The organism is Microbacterium sp. J1-1 (genome assembly GCF_024498615.1).
In the GTDB taxonomy this organism is placed as follows: domain Bacteria; phylum Actinomycetota; class Actinomycetes; order Actinomycetales; family Microbacteriaceae; genus Microbacterium; species Microbacterium aurugineum.
Window position 1 is genome coordinate 2,266,428 of sequence record NZ_CP089590.1, and the last position, 21,117, is coordinate 2,287,544.

Below are 21,117 nucleotides of genomic sequence, written 5' to 3' on the forward strand. Positions count from 1 at the left end.
CGCACCGCCTATCCCGGGTCGCCGACGTGACCCGGAGCGGTGAGCGAAAGCACCCGTTCGACGAACGCGGCGTACTCCTCGATGTAGTGCTGAAGGAACGTCCGCGTGCCCTCATCCTCTACCGCGCCGTCGCTGCCGAACATCTCCGGCCGATAGGTGAGATACGCCTCCGGCGCGTTGAGCTGCGGTGCGTTGAGGAAGCTGAGGACGCTGCGCATCGACGACTGCATGACAGCGGTTCCGATCGCACCGGTGGAAGCGCCGATGATGCCGGTGGGCTTGCGGGCGAAGGAGTTGTGGCCCCACGGTCGCGAGCCCCAATCGATGGCGTTCTTCAGCGCTCCGGGGATCGATCGGTTGTACTCGGGCGAGACGATCAGGAGTCCCTCCGCATGTTCGACCGCAGCCTTGAACTCGGTGACGGCCGGAACCGGATCGAGTTCGTCGTCGCGGTTGTACAGCGGCAGGTCGCGGATGGGGATCTCGACCATCTCGAGACTCGGCGGTGCGAGCTTCACGAGCGCGGTTGCCACGACCCGGTTGATCGAGTCGTGGGCGAGGCTCCCGATGAGGTAGCCGATCCGATGAGTCATGAGTTCTCCCGTCTTCTCGTGCCTCCAGAGTATCCACGCGGCATCGTGCGGCCACCCCCTTGACCGTGCGCGCCGTCAGTGCACGAGAGCCTTCAGAACGACGAAGACGAGCCCGAAAGATGCGGTTCCGAGGGCGCCGAGAACGCGGACGAAGAGAGGACTCCCCCGGCGGAGGAAGGCGACGTAGCCGAGGAAGGCGAGGATCACGACTCCCGACCAGAGCGCGAGGTCGTTCGCGAGCCCGTCGGGGATCACCCGCGTCGTTCCCGCGAGCAGGATGACGGCCGGAACGGTCGCGGAACTGAGCATGCCGAGGGAGTGCTTCACGGACGCGGCGAACGCTGCTCGCACGCCGACCGCTTCCCCCTGCTCACGTTCCGCACGGTCGCTGACCCTCGCCACCGTTCCGGCGTAGACGTGGGCTCCCCAGAACACGAGGACGGTGACCGCGACGGTGAGGAGCACCGCGATCGACGTCTCGCCATGCGCGGACGACACCGCAACGAGGCCACTGACCAGAATCGTGCCGTACACGGCCGCTTCGGTCCCGAACCCCGACCTCAACGCACGATGGACCCGGAGGATCCCGTCGTCGGCAGCCGATCGCCGCGTCTTCCTCTCGTCTGTCACACCGAACACCCTCTCAACGCTCGGCACGCAGCGGTACCTTCACGTCTCCTCCGGCTTCCTCCGTGATCCGCGCCCCCATCTGCACGAATGTCGGCGCCGAGATGAACCCGCCCGCGAAGAGGGCCTGCCCCTGCACGAACTCCGCGGAGCGCCGGATGGCGTCCTCCGAGGCGAACCCGAACACGTCGGCCAGCTCCGCGAGGTCACGGGGCGCGTTGACGCGCATGAGCGCCAGGTTGTCGCACTGCGAGAGCACGTTGGGGTGGATCTTCGTCGGCCGTTGCGTGGAGAGCAGCAGCCACAGCCCGAACTTCCGTCCCTCGGCGGCGATCTGCACGAGCTGTTCGGTGAGGGCCCGCTCGACCGCGGTCTCGGGGTTGGGCGAACAGAGGTTGTGCGCCTCGTCGATCACGATCAGCACAGGGCGCCGCTCTTCACGTCGCGCCCAGAGATGTTCGAGCACCGCGAGGGCGGCGACCTTGGGTTCCGCCGGGTGCTCGAAGCCGCCGAGGTCGAGGACCGTAACACGCGGCCGCTCATCGACGACGTCGACGACGGAATTCGCACCGCGAGACCACAGGTTCCATTCGAGTACCTGCAGATTCTCGATACGTTTCGCGAGCCTCACTTTGGCAGGGTCGGGCGACGCGAGCAGGTCCGGCACCATGCCGCGCCCGTCCAAGCTCTCGGCGTCCTGCTCCAGATGGATCAGGGCGTTGTACTCGTCCGCGTCCGCGATCGGGTCCATCTGCAGAACTGCCGCTTTCGAGGCCGCCGAGAGATCGACGAACCGCGCGTGCAGTCGTTCCCCCTCCCCTGCCCCGGAACGGAACACACGGATGTCCGATGCCGCGACTCTGGCCGCATCCACCTCGTTCGCCGTGAGGCGCGTCTCCTGCAACCGGGTGAAGTCCCCATTCGGGTCGAAGACGACCATCGGCAGCTCGGTCTCCAGAAGGAGCTGCTCGAGCACCACGCCGAGCGCGTAGGTCTTGCCGCTTCCGCTCTGACCGACCCAGAACGTGTGGCGGTTGAAACGCCTCGCGTCCAGCGCGACTTTGGCGTCGGGATCGCCGAGAGCAGTTCCGATCGTGAGGGTGGTCATCGTTCCGGTGGGCCTTTCGTCGAAGCGGTGATCGTCGTGTTCCTTGGGTGATCGATATCTTCCTTGATCGAGCGCCCGTTCACCAGTGCAGAGGTGCTCTCACGCCATCGCGAAGCCCGGCGCCCAGGCCACCACCGCGTATGACACGAACGGCGCGGACGCGAGGAGGACCACCCCGACGACGAGCACACCCCGCGCGCGACGGAGCAGCGCTGGGAGGAGGGCGAGGAGGTAGACGGCGATGACGATCACGGTCATCACCAGCGCGCTCCCCTGACGGTGAGACAGGAAGCAATTGCTCGTCGGCGGATCCACCGCGGCGCAGACGAGGGGCCCCACGGGCACGGCCACGAGCCAGATGAACGCGACGGTTCCGAGGGTGAGCACCGTGGCGAGAAGCATCAGCACCCACGGAAGCCGCCGGCGCACCGGGCGCTGCACAACAGAGGCGGACGTCGTCATGAGCCCAGCGTACGGAAATCGCCGCGGTGCGTCGCGATCAGGGTCAGCCAGTCGCGGTGTCAGGCGCCCACAAGCACCGCGGCCGGCCCCCACCGAGCGAGGGCCGGCCGCGGCCCGATCAGGCGCCCCGTGCGGGCTGCACGTCGATCACCCAGGTCACACCGAAACGATCGGTGAGCATTCCGAAGCCCGGGCTCCACGGCGACGCGGCGAGGGGCTCGACGACGTCCGCGCCGGCTGCGAGCGCGTTCCAGATCGCGGTGACCTCGTCGAGCGTATCGCCGCGCACAGACTGGAAGAACGTGCGATCGGTCACTGTGACGCCGTTCTCACGACGTGTGCTCCCGGCGGTGCGCGACGTGTCGGTGGTGTCCTGCCCGGGGATGTCGTAGGCCATGACGCGGAACCCGTGGTCGTTCTCGACCTGGCCGAAGACGATCTTGTCCGCACCGGGAGCGTCCGCCGGCATGCCGAGGTCACCGTAGGTCGCCGCGACGACGGTGCCCCCGAACACAGACTGATAGAAGTCGAGCGCCTGCCGCGCCGTACCGGGGAAGTTGAGGTGGGTGGTCGTGGTGATGCTCATCTGCGTGTCCTTTTTCTGCGTTGGTCACGGCGGGATGCCGTGACCCCACACTGCAAGACGTAGAGGACAGGGTGAGTCCTCTACTTCGCGGATACTGGAATCATGTCCGGAACGTCTTCACGCATACTCGCGCTGCTCTCGTTGCTGCAGTCGCGCCGGGACTGGCCGGGACACGTGCTCGCGGAACGGCTGGAGGTGACGACACGCACCGTCCGCCGAGACGTCGACCGGCTACGGGAGCTCGGATATTCGATCGCCGCGATCAAGGGGCCTGACGGTGGGTACCGGCTCGCGGCCGGAGCACAACTTCCACCGCTGCTGTTCGACGATGAGCAAGCGGTGGCGATCGCCGTGGCTCTGCAGAGTTCCCCGTCCACCGGAGTCGATCTCGACGAGGCCGCGGCGCGGGCCCTGGCTACCGTGCGACAGGTGATGCCGTCGAGGTTGCGTCACCGGATCGACGGCATCCGCTTCACCGATACCGCAGCCGAGTCGCGGGTCGACCCGCAGGTGCTCGAAGCGGTCAGCGCTGCCGTCCAGGAGCAGAGGACTCTCCGCTTCGACTACGGTGAGTCGACCGATCGCCCGCCTCGTCGCGTGGAGCCTCACTCGGTGCTGGCGCGGAACGGTCGCTGGTACCTCATCGCCTGGGACCTCGACGTGTCCGACTGGCGCATCTTCCGGCTCGACAGGATGGTCCCGAAGTTCGCCGGAGGAACACCCTTCGCACCACGCGCTCTGCCGACCGGAGACGCACGCACCTTCCTGGCAGCGCGCTCCAAAGGCTCGGTCAGCGAGGACGTCTGGCCCTGCCACGGCGAGTTCCTCCTGCACCTCCCCGCCGCCGACGTCGCGCCCTGGCTCGGCGACGCCGAGATGGAACAGGTCTCTTCCTCCGAGTGCCGTATCCGGGTCGGATCCTGGTCCTGGGCAGGACTGCTGTCGTGGATCCTGCGATTCGACGCCCCTTTCACCATCCTCGGACCCGAAGAGTTCCTCGATGCCGCCGACGGACTCGCTGCCCGCATCACCGGCTCGATACCGCCAGTGCGGCGCTTACCCTCAGTCGATGCGGAGGATCCCCGCGACCCGCGGGACTCCGCCCTCGAGGCGCACGGCCGAGCGCAAGCGCTACGAAGCCACGGCCTTCAGACTCATCGACACGTAGGCGGAGAACCCGGCACGTCCGGCGAACCGCACTCGACGGCTGCTCGACTCCGTGAAGCCGAACTTTCGATAGAGCCCGAGCGCGGGCGCATTCGTGTCTTTGATGTCGCGGAGCACGAACTCGTCGTAGGGCAGCTGCAGCAGGTGACTCATCAGGGCCGTGGCGACTCCCTTGCCCTGGTGCTGCGGCGCGGTGGTCACGAAGCCGATCTCCGCCAGGCCGGGGCGTGCACCCTCGTACGCGCCGAGGAACTGGCTCCGGACGATGAAGGAGCACACGAGGCCGCGCAGTCCACCGAGCGTGCGCTGGATCTCTCGACGGTCAGGGTCGAAGCACTCCTGCTGCCCCTCGGTGACCGAGGCGATCGCGGCGGGCTCTCCGTCGACCAGCGCCACGAAGAAGCGGTCGAGGAGGATCATGTGCGCGAACGCATCCGCGAGGACCCGTGGATCCTTCGAGAAGAACTCGAAGTCCTCGGCGAACCCCTGGACGAGGACCTCGGTGATGCGCCGGCGATACGCCTCCCCCAGCGTGTCACCGCGTTCGACTGTGATCGTCATGAAGCGTCCTTTCTCATCAGCAGGCGGAGCACCAGGTCGATGCCCGCCTCGGTCATCGCAGTCGGGATGACCGTTCGCATGCCGGCGATGCCCGAGAGCATCGCGAAGTAGTAGGCGGTCAGCTGCACCGGATCTCCCTCATCGAACTGTCCAGCCGCCTGCCCCCGACGTACGACGGCTTCGAAGGCATCCCAGAGCGGCCGCTGGGTGCGTGCAAGTCGTTCCGCAGTACCGGCCGGGGTGTCGGAGATGAATCCCTGGTTGATGACCAGGAAGAACTCGGCCTCGCCGTTCCCGTTCATCAGATCGGTCACGAACACGCGGGTGAACTCACGTACCAGGACAACGGGGTCGGCATCGGCGGAGAGCATCGCGGACGCTGCGACCAGACCGGATGACGCCTGCTCGAGCAAGGCGTCGAACAGCGCCTCCTTGCTGGCGTAGTGGCGATAGATCGAGCCGGCGCTGAGGCCGGCCTCGTCGGCGATGTCTTTGATGCTCGATGCGGCGAACCCGCGCCTCGCGAAGACGCGCACGGCCGCGGTCTCGATCCGCTCGCGTGTGGCCACGCGCAGCGCGGCGTTCTGCTCCGGCGATCTCACCATGGTCACCCCTTTGAAATGAATCTATCTTCATTATATGGGGTGCGGTGAGAAGATCGCGCTCGATCCGGCATCTCGCGTGCTGCGACTGGCTCGGCGACGGAGATCTACCCCGGCCAGCGCCAGTCGGTGATCGCCGGCTCGTCCTCGCCGTGTTCGCGGGTGTAGGCGCGCGCCTCGACCCGCCGGTCGTGCAGCTCCTGGCGGAGAGTCGCGTGGCGCTCGGCCGCGCCCGGCACCCGGTCGAGTACGTCGATCACCAGCTGGAAGCGATCAAGATCGTTCAGCAGCACCATATCGAAGGGTGTCGTCGTGGTGCCCTTCTCCTTGTAGCCACGCACGTGAAGGTTCGCATGGTTGTTCCGCTTGTAGGTCAGCCTGTGGATGAGCCACGGATAGCCGTGGAAGGCGAAGATGATCGGCCGGTCAGCCGTGAACAGCCCGTCGAAGTCGGCATCCGAGAGCCCGTGCGGGTGAGCGTCCTCGGACTGCAGCCGCATCAGATCGACGACGTTGATGACGCGGGTCGCGATCTCGGGCGCCCGCTCGCGCAGGATCGCCGTGGCGGCGAGCATCTCCTCGGTCGGCACGTCCCCCGCCGCCGCGAGGACGACGTCGGGCTCCTCACCGTCCGATTCGGTGCCTGCCCACGGGAGCGTGCCGAGTCCGCGGGAACAGTGCAGGATCGCTTCGTCCATCGTCATCCACTGCGGGCTGTCCTGCTTGCCTGCCACGACGACATTGACGTAGTCGACGCTGCGCAGGCAGTGGTCGTAAGTGCTCAACAGCGTGTTCGCGTCGAAGGGAAGGTATACCCGGACGACGTCGGAACTCTTGTTGACGACGAGGTCCAGGAATCCGGGGTCCTGGTGCGTGAAGCCATTGTGGTCCTGTCGCCACACGTGGCTCGACAGCAGATAGTTGAGCGAGGCGATCGACGCGCGCCACGGCACCTGCGCCGACGCCTCAAGCCACTTCGCGTGTTGATTGAACATCGAGTCGACGATGTGGATGAACGCCTCATAGCTGTTGAACAGGCCATGCCTTCCCGTGAGCAGGTAGCCCTCCAGCCAGCCCTGGCACTGATGCTCGCTGAGCACCTCCATCACCCGGCCCGCACGCGCAAGGTGCTCGTCGAGGTCGAGGATCTGTGCGTTCCACTGCTTGTCGGTCGCTTCGTAGACCGCGGGTGCCAGCCGATTGGACGCGGTCTCGTCCGGACCGAACAGCCGGAACGTCAGCGGGTTGCGCCGGATCACCTCGGCCAGGTAGCGGCCGAGAACCGCGGTGGCCTGCGCGTCCGCTGCGCCGGGCGACTCGACCTCGACCGCGAACCCGCGGAAGTCCGGGAGGTCGAGATCCTGCCGCAGCAGACCACCGTTCGCATGAGGGGTCGCTGACATGCGGTGATCACCGCCCGGGGCGAGAGCGACGGTGTCGGGCAGCGGTGCACCCGAGTCGTCGAACAGCTCCTCGGGCCGATACGACCGCAGCCAATCCTCGAGTTGCCGCAGGTGCTCCTCGGTGTCCCGCGCGGAGGGTAGCGGAACCTGGTGCGCACGCCACGTGCCCTCGACGGGCAGCCCGTCGACCTCCACCGGACCGGTCCACCCCTTGGGGGATCGCAGGACGAGCATCGGCCAGACGGGGCGGTCGGCCGTAGCCCCTTCGCGAGCTGTCCGTTGAATCGCGGCGATGCGATCCAACGCGGTCTCGAGTGCGTCGCCGAACCGACGGTGCACATCCTCCGCCGCATCCGTCGCCTCGAAGGACACGATGATCGGGTCATGGCCGTATCCGCGCATCAGATTGACGAGTTCCTCTTCGGGGATGCGCGCCAGCAGCGTGGGATTGGCGATCTTCCAGCCGTTCAGATGCAGGATCGATAGCACCGCACCATCCGAAACCGGGTTGAGGAACTTGTTCCCGTGCCACCCGGTTGCCAACGGACCCGTCTCAGCTTCACCGTCGCCGACGACGCAGAAGACCGTCAGGTCGGGGTTGTCGAAGGCGGCGCCGTACGCGTGGCTGAGCGAGTAGCCGAGCTCGCCGCCCTCATGGATCGACCCGGGCGTCTCGGGTGCCGCGTGGCTCGGGATGCCTCCGGGTGCGGAGAACTGGCGGAAGAGTCGGGTCATCCCGGTCACGTCACGGGTCACGGAGGGATAGCGCTCGGTGTATGTCCCGTCGAGCCAGGCGTTGGCGACCATCCCCGGGCCTCCGTGGCCCGGTCCTGCGATGTACAGGGCGGAGAGATCGCGTTCGCGGATCAGCCGATTCGCGTGGGCATAGATCAGATTGAGCCCGGGAACGGTCCCGAAATGGCCGAGCAGGCGCGGCTTGACATCGTCGACCGCGAGCTCGCGGCGGAGAAGCGGATTGTCACGAAGATAGATCTGTCCCACGCTGAGATAGTTGGCGGCACGCCACCACGCGTCGAGCTGCCGGATCTGTTCTTCTCTCATTCGGACATCTTCCCTTCCATAGGGCTCGCGCCAGAGCGGTTGCGGACGGAGACGTGACGCCACGGTACGAAGCGCGCCGCACCCAGCGAAGGGGGTTGACAGCGATGCGCCGCTTCACCGGGGCCCGGCTAGCCACCCGAGTTGCCGGATCTGACCCTGGCGAGCTTGGACGACACAGTATGGCCCCGTCGGCCCCGGTGGCGGAGCAAATGCCCGGACCGCGACGGGAAAAGACCTGCACGACGCATCGCCGAAGCACAGATCCTGGTCACTCTCTTCCCACCCGAGCCACGGCGTGTGCAGGATGAATGCATGACATCGAACAGTCCCACCCCCAAGCAGTTGCGTCTGATCATCGAGACCGACGACTTCGACAGCGCGATCCGGTTCTATCGCGATGTCCTCGGGATGCCGGAGCAGTTGGCGTTCGCCACGGACGGCGACGACCGTGTGGCGATCCTGCACGCCGGGATCGCCACGATCGAGCTGGCGACACGCACGCATGCCGAGAACATCGACGAGGTCGAAGGGGCGCCCCACGCACCGGGGGCGCTGCGGATCGCGCTGGAAGTCGACGACACAGAGAAAGCGGTCGCGGCGGCGCAGGACGGCGGCGCAGAGCTGATCGCCCCGCCGGTGAAGACGCCGTTTCGGAGTCTCAATGCCCGCGTGCAGGGCCCCGCCGGGTGGCAGGTGACATTCTTCCAGGAGCTGGAGACACTCGAAGAGCGCGGGGCTCGCGATGGTTTCACGACCGACGACGTCCGCGACCGCTGAATTCGGAGCGGCGTCTGCGTGCGTCAGCATCCGTACCCCGACAACCAGGAGGCCGGTCCGTGGCCGCGCAAGGTGCCAGGCCAACAAACTGTTCGGAATCGAGCTCCCGCTCTTCTGCGCGGCACTCACAGACAGCGCCCATTTCGCGGAGTCGGGACTGCTGTCGGTTTGGTTGACTCGTCTTGTTTGGGGTTTCAGGCCGCGTGAGCGGCTTGTGTGTTGACTATCTCGAACTCGATGGGCGTGAGCCTTCCGAGTCGTCGTTGTCGGCGTCGACGGTGGTAGGTCCGCTCGATCCAGGTCACGATCTCCAGCCGCAGTTCCTGCCTCGAGTGCCACCGCTTCTTGTTGAGGACGTTCTTCTGCAGTAACGCGAAGAACGACTCCATCGCGGCGTTGTCTGCGCATGCGCCGACGCGGCCCATCGATCCGGTGATCCCGCTCTGGCGGAGCTGTTCGACGAACTTCCGTGATCGGACTTGCGATCCGCGGTCCGAGTGCAGCGTCGTCCCGACCGGGTGGCGGAGCGCGACCGCGTTACGCAGCGCGGCGACGGCGAGCTCGGCCGTCATTCGAGCATCGAGGGAATAGCCGACGATCCGGTTCGAGTGGACGTCTTTGATTGCGCAGAGATACAGCTTCCCTTCATCGGTCCAGTGCTCGGTGATGTCGGTCAACCACAACTGGTCCGCCCTGGTCGCGGTGAAGTCGCGGAGCACGAGGTCGTCGTGCACCGGAGGGCCGGCTTTGCGGTTCAGGCCCCGCTTCTTTGAGAACACGCTTCAGAGCCGCTGCTCCGAGCACAGTCGCCACACACGCCGCTCGGACGCGGACAGTCCGGCCTCGGCTTCGATCTCGTCGGAGATGAACCGATACCCGAACGCGGGATCGTCCCGGTGAAGATCGACGGCGGCGTTGGTGAGGTGAGCGTTGTCCCCGTCGCGTTGCGAGATCGGGGCGGCGCGCCATTTGAAGAATGCTTGCTTGCTGAAGCCCAGCACCCGGCAGGTCACCGCGACCGGAATACGGTCAGCGGCCAGTTCGCGGACCAGCGGGAGCATCATTTGGGGAGTGACGCCTGCGACAGATACGCGGCCGCTCGGCGGAGGATCTCGTTCTCTTGCTCGAGCAACCGGATGCGTTTGCGGGCTTCGCGCAACTCCGTCGCGTCAGCCTGGGGCACGCCGGGCTTGATGCCGTCCTCGACATCCGCGATCTTCAGCCACCGTTGCAGACACGACTCCGAGACACCGAAGTCCTTCGCGATCCGACGGATCGGAGCTTCGCCCCGACGCGCGACCGCGATGACGTCGTTCCTGAACTCCTTCGGGAATGCTTTGGGCACGTTGACCCTCCTTCCGTGAGAACCGAAATCCTCACAGCCCGGGAGTCAACCAAACCGACAGCAGTCCCGGATGCCCTAGTTTGCTCCTAGCCGTTCAATGTCGTGCGGTGTCCCAGACATGATCATGTCCGCTTGCTCGGTGATTTTCTCGATCGGCCAATCCCACCATCGTGCCCTGAGCAGACGCTCGATGTCATCGGGAGTGAAACGGGTTCGTCTCACACTTGCGGGGTTCCCGGCGACGATCTCGTATGGTGCGACGTTTTTCGTGACTACGCTGCATGCGCCAATCACGGCTCCGTCCCCGATCGTGACGCCCGGCATAATGGTTGCTTCGCGTCCGATCCATACATCGTTGCCTACGACGGTGTCGCCTGGTTGCTCGATCTGCGTGAACGTGTCGAGCGTGTTCTCCGTCCATGTGCCGCCGAACATCGCGAAGGGGTAGGTCGATGGACCGATCATCGGGTGGTTCCCTCCAGGCATGATGAATGTCACGCCGGGGCCGATTGTTGTGAATCGTCCGATCACGAGTCGCTGTGGACCGTAAAGGTACTTGACATTGGCGTGTTCGAAGCCGACGTGATCTCCTTCGGTGTCGTAGTAGGTGAACTCTCCTATTTCAAGGAGAGGGGACGTCGGGCCTTGGCCCTTGATCGTGGACACGGTGTCGGTTCGATTATGCCGCTTCCGCGAGCGTAGCGGAGCGTGCGGCTTCGTAGGCGTTCGGGCTGATGTTGCCGATCGCGGAGTGGCGCCGGCGAGTGTTGTAGCGGTTCGCCCACCGGAACACGGCCCGGTAGGCGGTGGCCTGGTCCGGGAACGCTGACCGGCCGGCGAGGAGTTCGCGCTTGAGCGTGGCGTTGAAGCTTTCCGCGAGTGAGTTGTCGGCACTCGTGCCGACCGCGCCTGTGGACTGGGTCACGCCCAGCTGCTCGCAGAGCGCGGCGTAGGCCTTCGAGGTGTAGACGCTGCCGTGGTCGGAGTGGAAGATCGCGCCGACCAGCGACCCGCGGTCGCCGTGCGCGGCACGGAGGGCGTCTTCGACGAGTTCGGTGCGCATGTGGTCGGCGACTTGCCAGCCCGCGAGCTTCCGGGAGCCGAGATCGATGCAGGACGCGAGGTAGAGGTTCGTGCCGTCGGCGATAGGCAGGTAGGTGATGTCGCCCACGTAGCGGCGGCCGGGGTCGCCGACGGAGAAGTCCCGTCCGATCAGGTCGGGGAAGCGCCTGGCGGACTGGTCCGGGATCGTGGTCTTCACCCGTCGTCGCAACCGGATCCCCGCGAGACGGTGCTCACGCATTACCCGCGCGACGCGCTTGTGATTCACCCGCTCCGCCACGGGCACACCGTCGTTGAGGTCGGCAGTGATCCTGGGCGCCCCGTAGGCGCGGTCGCCACCCTGAGCGGGGTCTTGGAGCACCCGGATCCGCGCCGCCAACACCGCGTCGTCTGTCGCCTTCGCGGCTCGCCGCCCGGCGGAGTCCAGCCAGGCGTAGAACGACGAGCGGGCGACCTCGACGACCTCACACAACCGCTTCACGCCGTAGGCGTCCTTGTGATCCTCAACAAACTGGAAGCGGTTCACCAGTTCGTCTCCCCGGCGAAATACTTCGCCGCCTGACGGAGGATGTCCCGCTCCGTCTCGAGCTTGCGGGCCTCGGCCTGCAAGGCCGCGAGGTCGGCCTCCAACCGGAGGACCTTCGCCGCCTGCGACTCCGGTCGCCCCGTCGCCCCCGGCGGCGACGCAGCAGCAACCGTGACCCCGGAGCCGAACTTGTCGACCCACTCTTTCAGCGCACCCCGAGAGATCCCGAGATCCCCGGCGATGCCCTTGAGCGTCGAACCCGGCGTGGACTCATACAAGTCCACCGCGCGCTGCCGGAACTCGTCCGTGTAGTTCTTCCTAGCCATCCCTTGGATTCTCGCTTCCCCAGCATCGTGCTGGAATCAGCGTGTCCAAGATCAGGGGTCAAGCGCCGTCACCTCGTTTTTCAGAAAGACGACATTGTTGAGTTCAGAGCGAGTTGACGGGTTGATCAAGTCGGGATCGGGGATGTCGTAGCTCATTGCTTCTCCTGGGGGTTATGTGGGGCGCGTTCGTGGGTCAGTCCGTTCTCATCGAGCGAGATCCAGGTGTCGATGTGCAGGCGGGCGAGAAAGGCGTCGTCGTGGCTGACGACGATGAGTCCGCCCCGGTAGGTCTCCAACGCTGAGACGAGTTCATCGATGCTGCGGAGGTCGAGGTTGTTGGTCGGTTCATCGAGCACGAGTAGTTGATTCGGCGGTTCGGCGAGCAGGAGAGTCGCGAGCGCGACGCGGAACCGCTCACCTCCGGACAGATCACCCACGCGACGGTGAGCGGTGTCCGAACGGAAGAGAAATCGAGCGAGATTCGCGCGGAGGTCTCCGGGTGGCGTTTGGGGTGCCGCGGCTCGCACCGTGTCGAGGATGCTTCGTTCGTCGTCCAGGTGGTCGAGTCGCTGGGGCAGATAGCCGATGCGATCCGTGTACTGGACCGCCTGGACCCCGTCATCGATGGCATCGTGCGGGTAGATCAGGGAACGTAGGAGGCGGGTCTTTCCGACACCGTTGCGCCCGGTCAAGGCGATTCGCTCGGGACCTTGGACGACGACTGGGCGTCCGCGGCCGTCGCGCAGTTCCGCCAACCGTCGACCGGCTGGAACGTGAGGGTCGGGAAGGTCGATCCTGATGCGGGTATCTCGCCGTACCCGCTCGGCGTGCTGTTCGGCCTCACGGCGCGCGGCATCGACTTTCTCATCGAGCTCACCGCGCAGCTTGCCCGCGGAGACCTGGGCTTCGGTCTTGCGCTGGTTCATGATCATCTTTGGTTTGCGCTTGTTCTCGAAGTCCGTGCGCGCATAGCGCTGCCGACGGGCGAGCTTGGTCTGCGCGTCGATTCGCTGCCTCTCCTCGGTCTTGACCTTCTGCTCGGCGGTGCGCAGCGCTTGTTCGGCCGCTGCCTGCTCTTGCTCCATGTACTGCCGAAAAGCGCTGTAGTTCCCGCCGAACACGGTCAGCGAGCCGGTACGTAGCTCGGCGGTGTTGTCCATGAGGTCGAGCAGGGTGACGTCGTGGCTGACCACGACCAGCGCGCCGCGCCATTCCCGTATTGCGTCGTAGAGGTCGTGTCTCGCTTGCCGATCGAGGTTGTTGGTCGGTTCATCGAGAAGAACGATCTCGTCCTCGCTCAGGCGAAGGCCGGCCAGCGCTGTCAAGATGGTCTCGCCTCCGGACAGGGTGCCGACTTCCCGGTCAAAGCTCAGATTGCTCAGGCCGATCCCGTCGAGGGAGGCTCGGGCACGGGCGTCGACGTCCCACGCATCGCCGAGCGCGTCGAAGTGTCGCGGGTCGGCGTCGCCCGACTCGATTGCTCGGAGGGCGTCAAGCTGACCGCGGATGCCGAGGAGGTCGGCAACGGTCGATGTGGTCTGCAGGACGAGGTGCTGCGGAAGGTAGCCGACGTGACCGGTGACGGTGATCGTTCCGGTCGTTGGCATCATATCGCCTGCGATCAGGCGGAGCAGCGTGGTCTTGCCTGTGCCGTTGGTACCGAGCAGACCCGTCCGCCCGTTACTGAATGCGGCGGTAATGCTGTCGAGGACGTTAGTACCGTCCGGCCAAGTGAATGACAGGCCAGAAAGGACGACGGAGGGGTTCTGAGTGATAGACATGGGGCTCCTGGGTTGTCAACGAATACGCTGACAACGGAGCCATGAGAGCGGGCTACGACGACGTCAGCGCACGGCAGAGTGCGTGTCGACGGTCGTAGATCACCATGATGAGAGTTCCTTGCTCAGAGGCGGTTGCGCCACCTATCGTACCAGCCGCTGGCAGGCTTTCCAGCGGCCAGACGTGGCGCACCCTAGACTACGTGTACCTGAACGAGAGCGATGAGGTTCTTCCATGACGATGCGCTGATCTATCCCGCCACCGAGCCGCTGCTCCGGTGAGCCACCTTCTTGTGGCCACTGTCGAGACTCTTCTAAAGGCTACTCGGTGGTGCTGATCACGCACGTCTGGGCGTCGACTGCCTCCCCCTGCGGAGCCTGCGCGCCCAACCGCTCTCGGGTGCTGTCGGGCTATCCCTGACCTTCGCCTCGACCAAGCTTAGGTGGAACCTCATTATGCTTTCGCGCGCCTCAACGACTTCTGGCGGTCATCCTCGACGTTGGTGGATTCTCTCTGCCCTCTGTCTGATTCTGTTCGTGGTGATGGTCGACAACACCATCGCCAACGTGGCGATCCCCAGTATCGCTTCTGACCTGGACGCTTCGGCGACTCAGCTGCAGTGGATAGTCAACGGGTACAGCCTCACCCTGGCTGCTCTGCTCATCGTCGCGGGCAGCCTTTCCGATCGTTATGGTCGCAAGAAGGGGCTGCTCGGCGGGCTCGCGCTGTTCGCCCTCGGATCGCTCATCGGCACGCTCGCACCGACAGCCGATGTGTTGGTCCTCGCTCGTGTCCTCATGGGGATCGGCGGGGCCTTCCTTCTACCAGGAACCCTCGGAACACTCGTTCGAACCTTCAACGACCAAGACCGGCCCCGTGCGATCGGGATCTGGGCAGCAGCCTCCGCCGCGGCACTCGGTATGGGGCCGGTCATCGGAGGACTTCTTCTCGACCACTTCACCTGGCACTCGGTCTTTCTCGTCAACGTGCCCGTGGCGCTTGTCGCTGCGATCGGTCTCGGGGTACTTCTCGATGAGAGCTCGGACGGGACCTCACGTCAGGTCGACATCGCCGGTGCGATGCTGCTGGCGCTGACCATCACCGCGCTCGTATGGTCGATCAGCGCTGCTTCCCAAGCCGAAGCCACGTCGTGGACCGTCGTCTTATCGTCTGCACTTGCCTTTACCGCCGGAACCATCTTTGTCATGTGGGAGCGTCGGCACCCGGCCCCGATCCTCAACCTTGGCCTGGCGCGCAACGCGCGATTCCGCGCCGCCGTACTCGGAGGTGTTCTGACGTCCCTCGGCATGGGAGGGTCATTGTTCGTCCTCACTCAGAACCTACAGTTCCTGCGCGGCTACTCGCCCCTCCAGGCAGGTATCCAGCTCTTGCCTATGGCAGCCGGGGTGTTCCTGGTCAGCAGCTTTCTGAGCGCTCGCGTGCTCCGGAACCTTGGCCTCGGCCGAGGCATCGCGCTAGGCGTAACGATCGAAGGTTTCGGGCTCGCGCTCCTCGGCTTTGCTCCGCTCGACAACGCCTGGGTGATGACTGTAGGACTCGCGCTCGTCGGGAGCGGCGCCGGCATCACCGGCCCCCTCGTGTCGAACGCTCTTATCTCCTCGATCCCGCCGGCTCAGGCAAACACCGGCTCGGGAGTGAACGGCACTCTCCAAGAGATCGGCAGCGGACTCGGAGTCGCGACCTTCGCTATGGCGACCACGCTGTTCTTCTCACAGAACGTTCCCGACTCCCTGCGCTCAGCGGCGTCACAATCATTCCTGGCCGCGATGAATACGGCGGGTAGCCCGGATGCGGTGGACTCCGTCCAACGCTCCTTCGCGTCTGCCACTTCGATAAGCCTGGTTCTCGGGGCCGGCGCAGTGCTGGCGGGCGGCATCCTCACAGGCATCCTCCTCACTCATGCCGAGCGCGCGAGCGCCGAGTCGAAGACCGGTACGTCGGAAGGAGCCGCAGGCCTGTAGGCACCAATTACACGAATTGGACTCCGCAGACGCTGTCCGACGGTTGTTCTGCTTCGCGCCGCTCGTTGCGCGAAGCAGAACAACCTCGTCTGCCACGCTTCCAGCCGCATACGATTGTGTCCGGTTCGCCTTCGTTCACGCCGGCTCCGCGGTGCTACTGAGCGAGTCGGGAAATCAGCATACTCATCCAGGGGACGTAATCTTTCTTGGCCCGAACGTTCTCTGTTGAGTGGAACCCGAGGAAGCTCTTACTGTTTCGACCGTCTATCTTGACACTGATTACCTTCTTGACCAGATTCTTTGGCAACACGCGGCACTGCCGGCATCCACGTCGCAGTCTGCGACCGCGTGACCGCGGGGCAACACATCGCCGACGTCGGCTCGTCCGGGAACTCCACCGGGCCGCACCTGCATTTCGAGGTCCGTATCGGCGGCACCAACGGCGACTACACCGACCCCGCCGTGTGGCTGAACCAGCATCACGCGGCCGACGTCCCCGCACCCGACACCACCGGCGGCACAGGGAACTGCTCGACCGGCAGCAACCCCGGCACCGCGACGCTTGTCGATGGCGCCCCTGACGAGCTGGTCGATGACCCCACCACGGATGGGCAGATCACGCGCCGGATGCTCGCCGTCTGCCAACAGACCCTCGCCGCGTTCCCGAACACGTCCTGGTCCTGTTACTCACCGCGCCCCGGTACTCAGTCGGAGCATCCGTTGGGGCGGGCGCGTGATGTGACCTTCGGGAACGCGATCGGCTCCTATCCCACCTCGGGGCAGCTCGAGGCGGGGTGGGCGGTGACGAATTGGCTCAAAGACAACGCCGAAACGTTGGGCGTCGAATACCTCATCTGGCAAGGCCAAATCTGGGCCCTCGCCCGCGACAACGAAGGGTGGAGGGAATACAACGGCGGCGGCATGCACGACCTCACCAATGTCACCGGAGGCCACTACGACCACCTCCACATCACCGTCACAGAAGGGGCCTGTGCACCATGAGCGTGTTTCCTGACTTCGACGGACTCGGCGGCATCGGCGACCTCAAAGCAGTCATCGGTGCGCTGTTGACGTTCGTGCTCATCATCGCCGTCCTCATGCTCATCGTCTCGGCAATCATCTGGGCCATCGCCACCGCGCACGGCAACCACGCCACCGCATCCAAAGTCCGCACCGGCCTCCTCGTCGCCCTCGGAACAGCAGCCCTCGCCGGCAGCGGCGTTGCCTGGGCCTACGAGGAAGGACAGCAACCGCCGCGACGGACCCCACCTGTGACCACGAATGGACCCACACTCCGGCCCTCCCAGAGGGGGCCGGAGCACCGTCGCGCGCACGATTTGGTGCACCTCTCGGGCACCTTTTGGTGCACTCCACCGCCGACGTCACCGAACGGAAAGTGGACCAATGGGCAAACGGACAGCACAGGCAGATGAGGGAAGTGGACCAGCCAGTGACCACCCCCAGAAACGACGAAACCCTGGTGAAAGTTACCTCTCACCAGGGCTTTTTGTCGGGCTGACAGGATTTGAACCTGCGACCCCTTGTTTGGTCGGGCCAGTTCGACAGGTTCCGACATCGACAGACAGGGGACGACAGTTAACCCGGCTGACCGGGGATTATCCGGTGGCAGTTGACGACTCCCGGGGACGACGGAAGACAGTCGCGAACTCCGCCATGTGAGACGAATCTGAGACGGCGACCGATCACGCAGCTCTCGAGAACGGTCATCCGCGCGCTGTCCGCGCCGCGACGTAGACTCGATGCCTCGGCCGGTGGAAGGATACCGGCTCACACTACGGAGCGGACGACTCAACGTTCGCTCGTCTATGCAGCGCTGCCAGGATCCTTTCCTTGACAAGGTGAAGCCCGCCGCGATCGTAACGAATCTGGATGTGTCCATCGATGTTGGAAGGCCAAACGGTGCCGTTCTCGAGAATTACGATGGTGGCCTCTACTCCGAGGATTCCCTGGCACAGTCCCAGTTCGTGCACCACGTTGTCGCGCGCGCGCTTTGTGCCGTCGTCGAGAGTGTCGGCCGCGGTCATCATTATCAGCGCGATGTCGGATTGACGGATCATGCCGAGTACTTCCTGGAGGGTCGAGTAGCCCGCGCGCTCTTCTTCTTCGAAGATCTGGACGCCGTAGTTCGCTTCCGTGATCCAATCGCGAACTTGCTCCCACTGCCGATCACCCCCGTGCCCGATGAACACCATGCCTCGGGGCTGATCGGGGTTCACCTCCCCGTAAAACCCGTCCGGAAGCGAGGGCAGCGAGCTGGCAATGCGATCAAGCAGCTCGCTTGCATCCGTCACCGACCTCGCATGGACGACGATCTCGGCTTCCGGCTGCCGATACGTGATGTCAACCGACAGCTGAGCGTAATTGGTGCTCTTGACACTGAGGACCGCGTACTGCGTATCTTCGGATATCGCCGCGAGCATGTCGTCAACCGTGCCCCACTCCGCATCGACGAAGTGACGCTCGCCGCTCTGAATGTCGTAGGCAACCGGCAGCCGATACTTGCCCGTGGCCTCGTACTCCTCGAACTCCGCTACCGGATCATTCGTCCATCCCATGCCTTCGCGAGGATGTGCCCTCACGTGAGCGGCCTCAGCGGCCAAGGCTTCGACCTCTCGTTCTGTGATCATCTGAGCCAGTGCTCCGACCCACTCCCGCGTCAAGATGCCAGAAGTACGAGTGTCTACCGCGACCATGTCGAAACCCTACCGCGACCCGTTCGCAACACCTGCCTCGTCAGACGGTTCCTATGGATAAGTTTGGCATGGCACTCTCGATCCTACCGGCACGCTTTTCGCCGCGACCTCGGAGCGCTAGCTCCGCTGTCCTGCCAAGTTCGAAAGGTCCCAGCATGTCGGTTTATGAGCACCTAACGACGCAGGAGGGCGTCCCAGTCTGCCTCTTCTGCCTTACCCCGCTTGAGTCACGGCGTTCTCGATCCAAGGAGCATCTACTCGCGAAGTCCTGGTCGAATCTCTTGGATCCGGCGACCTCGATGTACAGCCCAGATCAGTGGCATCTGACGCGAGATGGCGAGTGGGTGCAGCGTCCGGAGGACCGACATTCCAATCCGCCATTCGCAACGACGGTGCCGGTCGTGTGCCACAAGTGCAACAACGTATGGATGAGTCAGCTCGAGGAACGCGTCAAGCCGATCCTGTGGCCACTGGCGCAGGGAAAGACCGCTGTGATCACGCGAGACGAAGGGGCTATCATCGCCCAGTGGATGGCCAAGACCGCCCTCATTCTAGAGAGCAGCACGCCTCCCGGAGAAGCGAAAGCCCAGGACGACGTTCACAACTTCAACGTGATGAATGCAGCCATCGCTAACACCTATCCGGTGCAGTTCGCGACTTGGGCGTTTCCGGTCGTTCCCAATGAGGCTACACAGATGCGGTCGAAGGTCGGGACCGTGTTCTTCGGGGATCACCAGTGCGCTGGGCACCACGTGCGTGCATCGCTGGTGCAGATACGAGAGATTGCGATCTGTTCCGTACACGCGGCAGATCGGCGCGTGTGGGAAGAACGAGTCGAGCCGTTTCTTGCGGTTGCGGCTCCTGCGCTCTTTCCGGAGTACGGCGACTTTCACCTCCACCGCGATGAGGCGTACAGCGTGGATCGAGCGAACGCGCTTGCTCTCGACCTCCTGCGTGGCATCGTCGGGGAGCCAACCTTTTATCCCCCGGCGGCCTCACCGGAATCGGGAACACCGGCTTAGCCCGCTCGGCTCTCGACGGCCGAAGTCGCCGACGTCGTTTGCCGCACGTAGAATCGAACCCCTCGGCCGGAGAAAGGATCCGGCTCATGCCCTCTCGAGGACTCCACCCCGACGTCACGCTGGGGATCGCGATCAGTTGCGTGATGTCGAGGAATAGGTACACCCGTGATCCGGCACCGGTGATCGACGAACTCTACGCAACCGCCGGCGGTCGGCTTGACCTGCTGACGCGGGAGGTCGGCCGGTGGATCGGGTTCTATGAGGACGACTACGTCCGCGCCCTCGCGACGGCGCTGCGCGCGCTACCGCTCGACATGGCGGACGAGATCGAGATAGGACGCAAGCGACGCTTCTCGGGTACGCGCGGGACGCACGGGTATGCCCGTCCCCCGGGCGTCAGGTCGCCGTAGAACGACGAAAGACCGCCACCCGGCCCGGAGGCTAGGTGGCGGTCTGTTCGTGCGTCAGCGGCGCGGGAGAGTATCGGGCGACTCGTTGACGGTGATCGTCGGGGACGTGCGCTGCTCGAGGGCGGTGGCGGTGTTCTTCGTCACGAGCGTGTAGCTGGCCTGCGCGACAACGATCGCGAGCAGGATCAGCACGGGCCACGCCGGCACGGTGTCACCGGTGTAGACGTAATAAAACAGCAGCACGACCGCGGTGAGCACGATCGCCACCACGACGGCGACGATCTTCTTGTCCGTCGCGGACCAGGTCGGTCGCTGGATGAGCGCCTGCACGTAGGGTGCGGCGATGGCCAGCAGCACGAGGACTCCGGCGGGGATGGTGGGCAGTTCGATGTTCACGGAATTGCTCCTTCGGTGGTAGGGGTGGTGGGCAGACAGACGGTCGCCTGCTGCGGGAGGAATGGTCCGAGTTCGGTGTCGGCGGCGGTCAGCCACAGGATCTTCGCGACCCATCCCTCGGGGCAGGTCGGGCCGGCTGGTCCGGTGGCGCCGGTCGCGCCGGGGGCGCCAGGCTCGCCCTGAGCGCCGGTCTCCCCCTTGGCGCCGGGTTCTCCCGGCGGACCCTGCGTTCCGGTGGCACCGGGCAATCCGGGTTCACCCCTCCCGCCGGTGAGTCCGGGCTGTCCTTCTTTGCCGGCGGGGCCGCGGTCGCCTTTCTCGCCCCTCGGGCCTTGCGCGCCGGGCGCGCCGGGTTCGCCCTGCACGACCTCGGCCGGGTCCGGAGCGTCGGGGCTGTCGCCGGTGGTGTCGACGAACTCGGCGTAGAGATCGGTGTAGAGCGACTCGGCGAACTCGGCGCGCTGCGTTGAAACGATCGCCGCCCAGGTGGATGCGCTGACGGCGAGCAGGGTGACCGCGATGAGCGCGACGATCCAGCGCCGCACGGAGCGGGCCTGCTTGTGGTGCCATTCGGTGACGGCGTCCGTTGACTGGGACACGTGGACCT

General features: G+C 65.2%; 18 protein-coding genes and 4 pseudogenes. 7 read left to right on the forward strand and 15 right to left on the reverse strand.

Annotation, left to right across the window (positions count from 1 at the left end; translation table 11 throughout):
- Positions 1-8: 8 nt before the first annotated feature.
- The 5 genes from LRQ07_RS10775 to LRQ07_RS10795 all read right to left on the reverse strand — a co-directional run bounded on the left by LRQ07_RS10775 (position 9) and on the right by LRQ07_RS10795 (position 3,376).
- Complete coding sequence (locus LRQ07_RS10775) at positions 9-593, reverse strand: NADPH-dependent FMN reductase (RefSeq protein ID WP_232761601.1); 585 nt, start codon at positions 591-593, stop codon at positions 9-11.
- A gap of 75 nt (positions 594-668) precedes the next feature.
- Positions 669-1,223 (reverse strand): hypothetical protein, encoded by a 555-nt coding sequence (locus tag LRQ07_RS10780; protein ID WP_232761600.1) that lies wholly within the window; start codon positions 1,221-1,223, stop codon positions 669-671.
- Positions 1,224-1,236: 13 nt separating this feature from the next.
- Positions 1,237-2,328 carry an ATP-binding protein gene (locus LRQ07_RS10785; protein ID WP_232761599.1) on the reverse strand — a complete coding sequence of 364 codons (1,092 nt, stop codon included), beginning with the start codon at positions 2,326-2,328 and terminating at the stop codon, positions 1,237-1,239.
- A 99-nt stretch (positions 2,329-2,427) separates the two neighbouring features.
- Entirely contained in the window at positions 2,428-2,790 is a 363-nt protein-coding gene (locus LRQ07_RS10790; protein WP_256534564.1) for a hypothetical protein, read from the reverse strand.
- Between the two features lie 118 nt (positions 2,791-2,908).
- Entirely contained in the window at positions 2,909-3,376 is a 468-nt protein-coding gene (locus tag LRQ07_RS10795; protein ID WP_256534565.1) for a VOC family protein, read from the reverse strand.
- 102 nt (positions 3,377-3,478) lie between these two features.
- Between LRQ07_RS10795 and LRQ07_RS10800 the strand changes: the two are divergent.
- Positions 3,479-4,417: pseudogene (locus LRQ07_RS10800) on the forward strand (helix-turn-helix transcriptional regulator); the annotation flags it as partial.
- A gap of 90 nt (positions 4,418-4,507) precedes the next feature.
- Here LRQ07_RS10800 and LRQ07_RS10805 read toward each other — a convergent pair.
- From LRQ07_RS10805 to LRQ07_RS10815, 3 genes are all read right to left on the reverse strand, one after another.
- The gene (locus LRQ07_RS10805) at positions 4,508-5,104 is read right to left on the reverse strand and encodes a GNAT family N-acetyltransferase (RefSeq protein ID WP_134351593.1); all 597 of its coding nucleotides are present in this window, start codon (positions 5,102-5,104) and stop codon (positions 4,508-4,510) included.
- On the reverse strand, positions 5,101-5,709 hold the full coding sequence (locus LRQ07_RS10810; protein WP_256534566.1) for a TetR/AcrR family transcriptional regulator: 609 nt from the start codon (positions 5,707-5,709) through the stop codon (positions 5,101-5,103). Before LRQ07_RS10810 ends, LRQ07_RS10805 begins: the two co-directional genes overlap by 4 nt.
- Before the next feature lie 104 nt (positions 5,710-5,813).
- Positions 5,814-8,171 carry a phosphoketolase gene (locus tag LRQ07_RS10815; RefSeq protein ID WP_256534567.1) on the reverse strand — a complete coding sequence of 786 codons (2,358 nt, stop codon included), beginning with the start codon at positions 8,169-8,171 and terminating at the stop codon, positions 5,814-5,816.
- A 312-nt stretch (positions 8,172-8,483) separates the two neighbouring features.
- On the opposite strand from LRQ07_RS10815, the gene LRQ07_RS10820 reads away from it, so the two are divergent.
- Positions 8,484-8,948: a VOC family protein gene (locus tag LRQ07_RS10820; RefSeq protein ID WP_256534568.1), complete on the forward strand. Its 465-nt coding sequence runs from the start codon at positions 8,484-8,486 to the stop codon at positions 8,946-8,948.
- Between the two features lie 194 nt (positions 8,949-9,142).
- Here LRQ07_RS10820 and LRQ07_RS10825 read toward each other — a convergent pair.
- The 4 genes and pseudogenes from LRQ07_RS10825 to LRQ07_RS10840 all read right to left on the reverse strand — a co-directional run bounded on the left by LRQ07_RS10825 (position 9,143) and on the right by LRQ07_RS10840 (position 13,988).
- A pseudogene (locus LRQ07_RS10825) lies at positions 9,143-10,293 on the reverse strand (IS3 family transposase).
- Positions 10,294-10,368: 75 nt separating this feature from the next.
- Entirely contained in the window at positions 10,369-10,959 is a 591-nt protein-coding gene (locus LRQ07_RS18520; RefSeq protein ID WP_319944129.1) for a CatB-related O-acetyltransferase, read from the reverse strand.
- 13 nt (positions 10,960-10,972) lie between these two features.
- Positions 10,973-12,207, reverse strand: a protein-coding gene (locus tag LRQ07_RS10835; protein ID WP_256534569.1) for an IS3 family transposase whose coding sequence is annotated in 2 segments (ribosomal slippage) — positions 10,973-11,898 and positions 11,898-12,207 — 1,236 coding nt in all. Because the reading frame shifts where the segments join, the coding sequence is not laid out codon by codon here.
- A 152-nt stretch (positions 12,208-12,359) separates the two neighbouring features.
- Entirely contained in the window at positions 12,360-13,988 is a 1,629-nt protein-coding gene (locus LRQ07_RS10840; protein WP_256534570.1) for an ABC-F family ATP-binding cassette domain-containing protein, read from the reverse strand.
- Positions 13,989-14,441: 453 nt separating this feature from the next.
- Here LRQ07_RS10840 and LRQ07_RS10845 point away from each other — a divergent pair, with 453 nt between their 5' ends.
- The 3 genes and pseudogenes from LRQ07_RS10845 to LRQ07_RS10855 form a co-directional block, all read left to right on the forward strand.
- Positions 14,442-15,968, forward strand: coding sequence for an MFS transporter (locus LRQ07_RS10845; RefSeq protein WP_256534571.1), 1,527 nt, complete (start codon positions 14,442-14,444; stop codon positions 15,966-15,968).
- Positions 15,969-16,289: 321 nt separating this feature from the next.
- Positions 16,290-16,970, forward strand: a pseudogene (locus tag LRQ07_RS10850) (peptidoglycan DD-metalloendopeptidase family protein); the annotation flags it as partial.
- Positions 16,967-17,197, forward strand: a pseudogene (locus LRQ07_RS10855) (DUF6112 family protein); the annotation flags it as partial. The pseudogenes LRQ07_RS10850 and LRQ07_RS10855, both read left to right, overlap by 4 nt.
- 564 nt (positions 17,198-17,761) lie before the next feature.
- Here the strand turns inward: LRQ07_RS10855 and LRQ07_RS10860 are convergent.
- The gene (locus LRQ07_RS10860) at positions 17,762-18,682 is read right to left on the reverse strand and encodes a TIR domain-containing protein (RefSeq protein WP_256534572.1); all 921 of its coding nucleotides are present in this window, start codon (positions 18,680-18,682) and stop codon (positions 17,762-17,764) included.
- A 428-nt stretch (positions 18,683-19,110) separates the two neighbouring features.
- Between LRQ07_RS10860 and LRQ07_RS10865 the strand changes: the two genes are divergently transcribed.
- Positions 19,111-19,704 (forward strand): hypothetical protein, encoded by a 594-nt coding sequence (locus LRQ07_RS10865; protein ID WP_256534573.1) that lies wholly within the window; start codon positions 19,111-19,113, stop codon positions 19,702-19,704.
- An 86-nt stretch (positions 19,705-19,790) separates the two neighbouring features.
- The gene (locus tag LRQ07_RS10870) at positions 19,791-20,114 is read left to right on the forward strand and encodes a hypothetical protein (protein WP_256534574.1); all 324 of its coding nucleotides are present in this window, start codon (positions 19,791-19,793) and stop codon (positions 20,112-20,114) included.
- Positions 20,115-20,168: 54 nt separating this feature from the next.
- Here the strand turns inward: LRQ07_RS10870 and LRQ07_RS10875 are convergent, their stop codons facing one another.
- Together LRQ07_RS10875 and LRQ07_RS10880 are read right to left on the reverse strand one after the other, a co-directional pair.
- Positions 20,169-20,510, reverse strand: coding sequence for a hypothetical protein (locus LRQ07_RS10875; protein WP_256534575.1), 342 nt, complete (start codon positions 20,508-20,510; stop codon positions 20,169-20,171).
- The gene (locus LRQ07_RS10880; RefSeq protein WP_256534576.1) at positions 20,507-21,109 is read right to left on the reverse strand and encodes a collagen-like protein; all 603 of its coding nucleotides are present in this window, start codon (positions 21,107-21,109) and stop codon (positions 20,507-20,509) included. Before LRQ07_RS10880 ends, LRQ07_RS10875 begins: the two co-directional genes overlap by 4 nt.
- Positions 21,110-21,117 lie beyond the last annotated feature (8 nt).

Bases quoted from the DNA above. Each gene is read 5' to 3' on its own strand.
- LRQ07_RS10775 (WP_232761601.1), bottom strand. From the start codon at position 593: ATGACTCATCGGATCGGCTACCTCATCGGGAGCCTCGCCCACGACTCG.
- LRQ07_RS10785 (WP_232761599.1), bottom strand. From the start codon at position 2,328: ATGACCACCCTCACGATCGGAACTGCTCTCGGCGATCCCGACGCCAAA.
- LRQ07_RS10790 (WP_256534564.1), bottom strand. From the start codon at position 2,790: ATGACGACGTCCGCCTCTGTTGTGCAGCGCCCGGTGCGCCGGCGGCTT.
- LRQ07_RS10795 (WP_256534565.1), bottom strand. From the start codon at position 3,376: ATGAGCATCACCACGACCACCCACCTCAACTTCCCCGGTACGGCGCGG.
- LRQ07_RS10805 (WP_134351593.1), bottom strand. From the start codon at position 5,104: ATGACGATCACAGTCGAACGCGGTGACACGCTGGGGGAGGCGTATCGC.
- LRQ07_RS10810 (WP_256534566.1), bottom strand. From the start codon at position 5,709: ATGGTGAGATCGCCGGAGCAGAACGCCGCGCTGCGCGTGGCCACACGC.
- LRQ07_RS10815 (WP_256534567.1), bottom strand. From the start codon at position 8,171: ATGAGAGAAGAACAGATCCGGCAGCTCGACGCGTGGTGGCGTGCCGCC.
- LRQ07_RS10820 (WP_256534568.1), top strand. From the start codon at position 8,484: ATGACATCGAACAGTCCCACCCCCAAGCAGTTGCGTCTGATCATCGAG.
- LRQ07_RS10840 (WP_256534570.1), bottom strand. From the start codon at position 13,988: ATGTCTATCACTCAGAACCCCTCCGTCGTCCTTTCTGGCCTGTCATTC.
- LRQ07_RS10845 (WP_256534571.1), top strand. From the start codon at position 14,442: ATGCTTTCGCGCGCCTCAACGACTTCTGGCGGTCATCCTCGACGTTGG.
- LRQ07_RS10860 (WP_256534572.1), bottom strand. From the start codon at position 18,682: ATGGTCGCGGTAGACACTCGTACTTCTGGCATCTTGACGCGGGAGTGG.
- LRQ07_RS10865 (WP_256534573.1), top strand. From the start codon at position 19,111: ATGAGTCAGCTCGAGGAACGCGTCAAGCCGATCCTGTGGCCACTGGCG.
- LRQ07_RS10870 (WP_256534574.1), top strand. From the start codon at position 19,791: ATGCCCTCTCGAGGACTCCACCCCGACGTCACGCTGGGGATCGCGATC.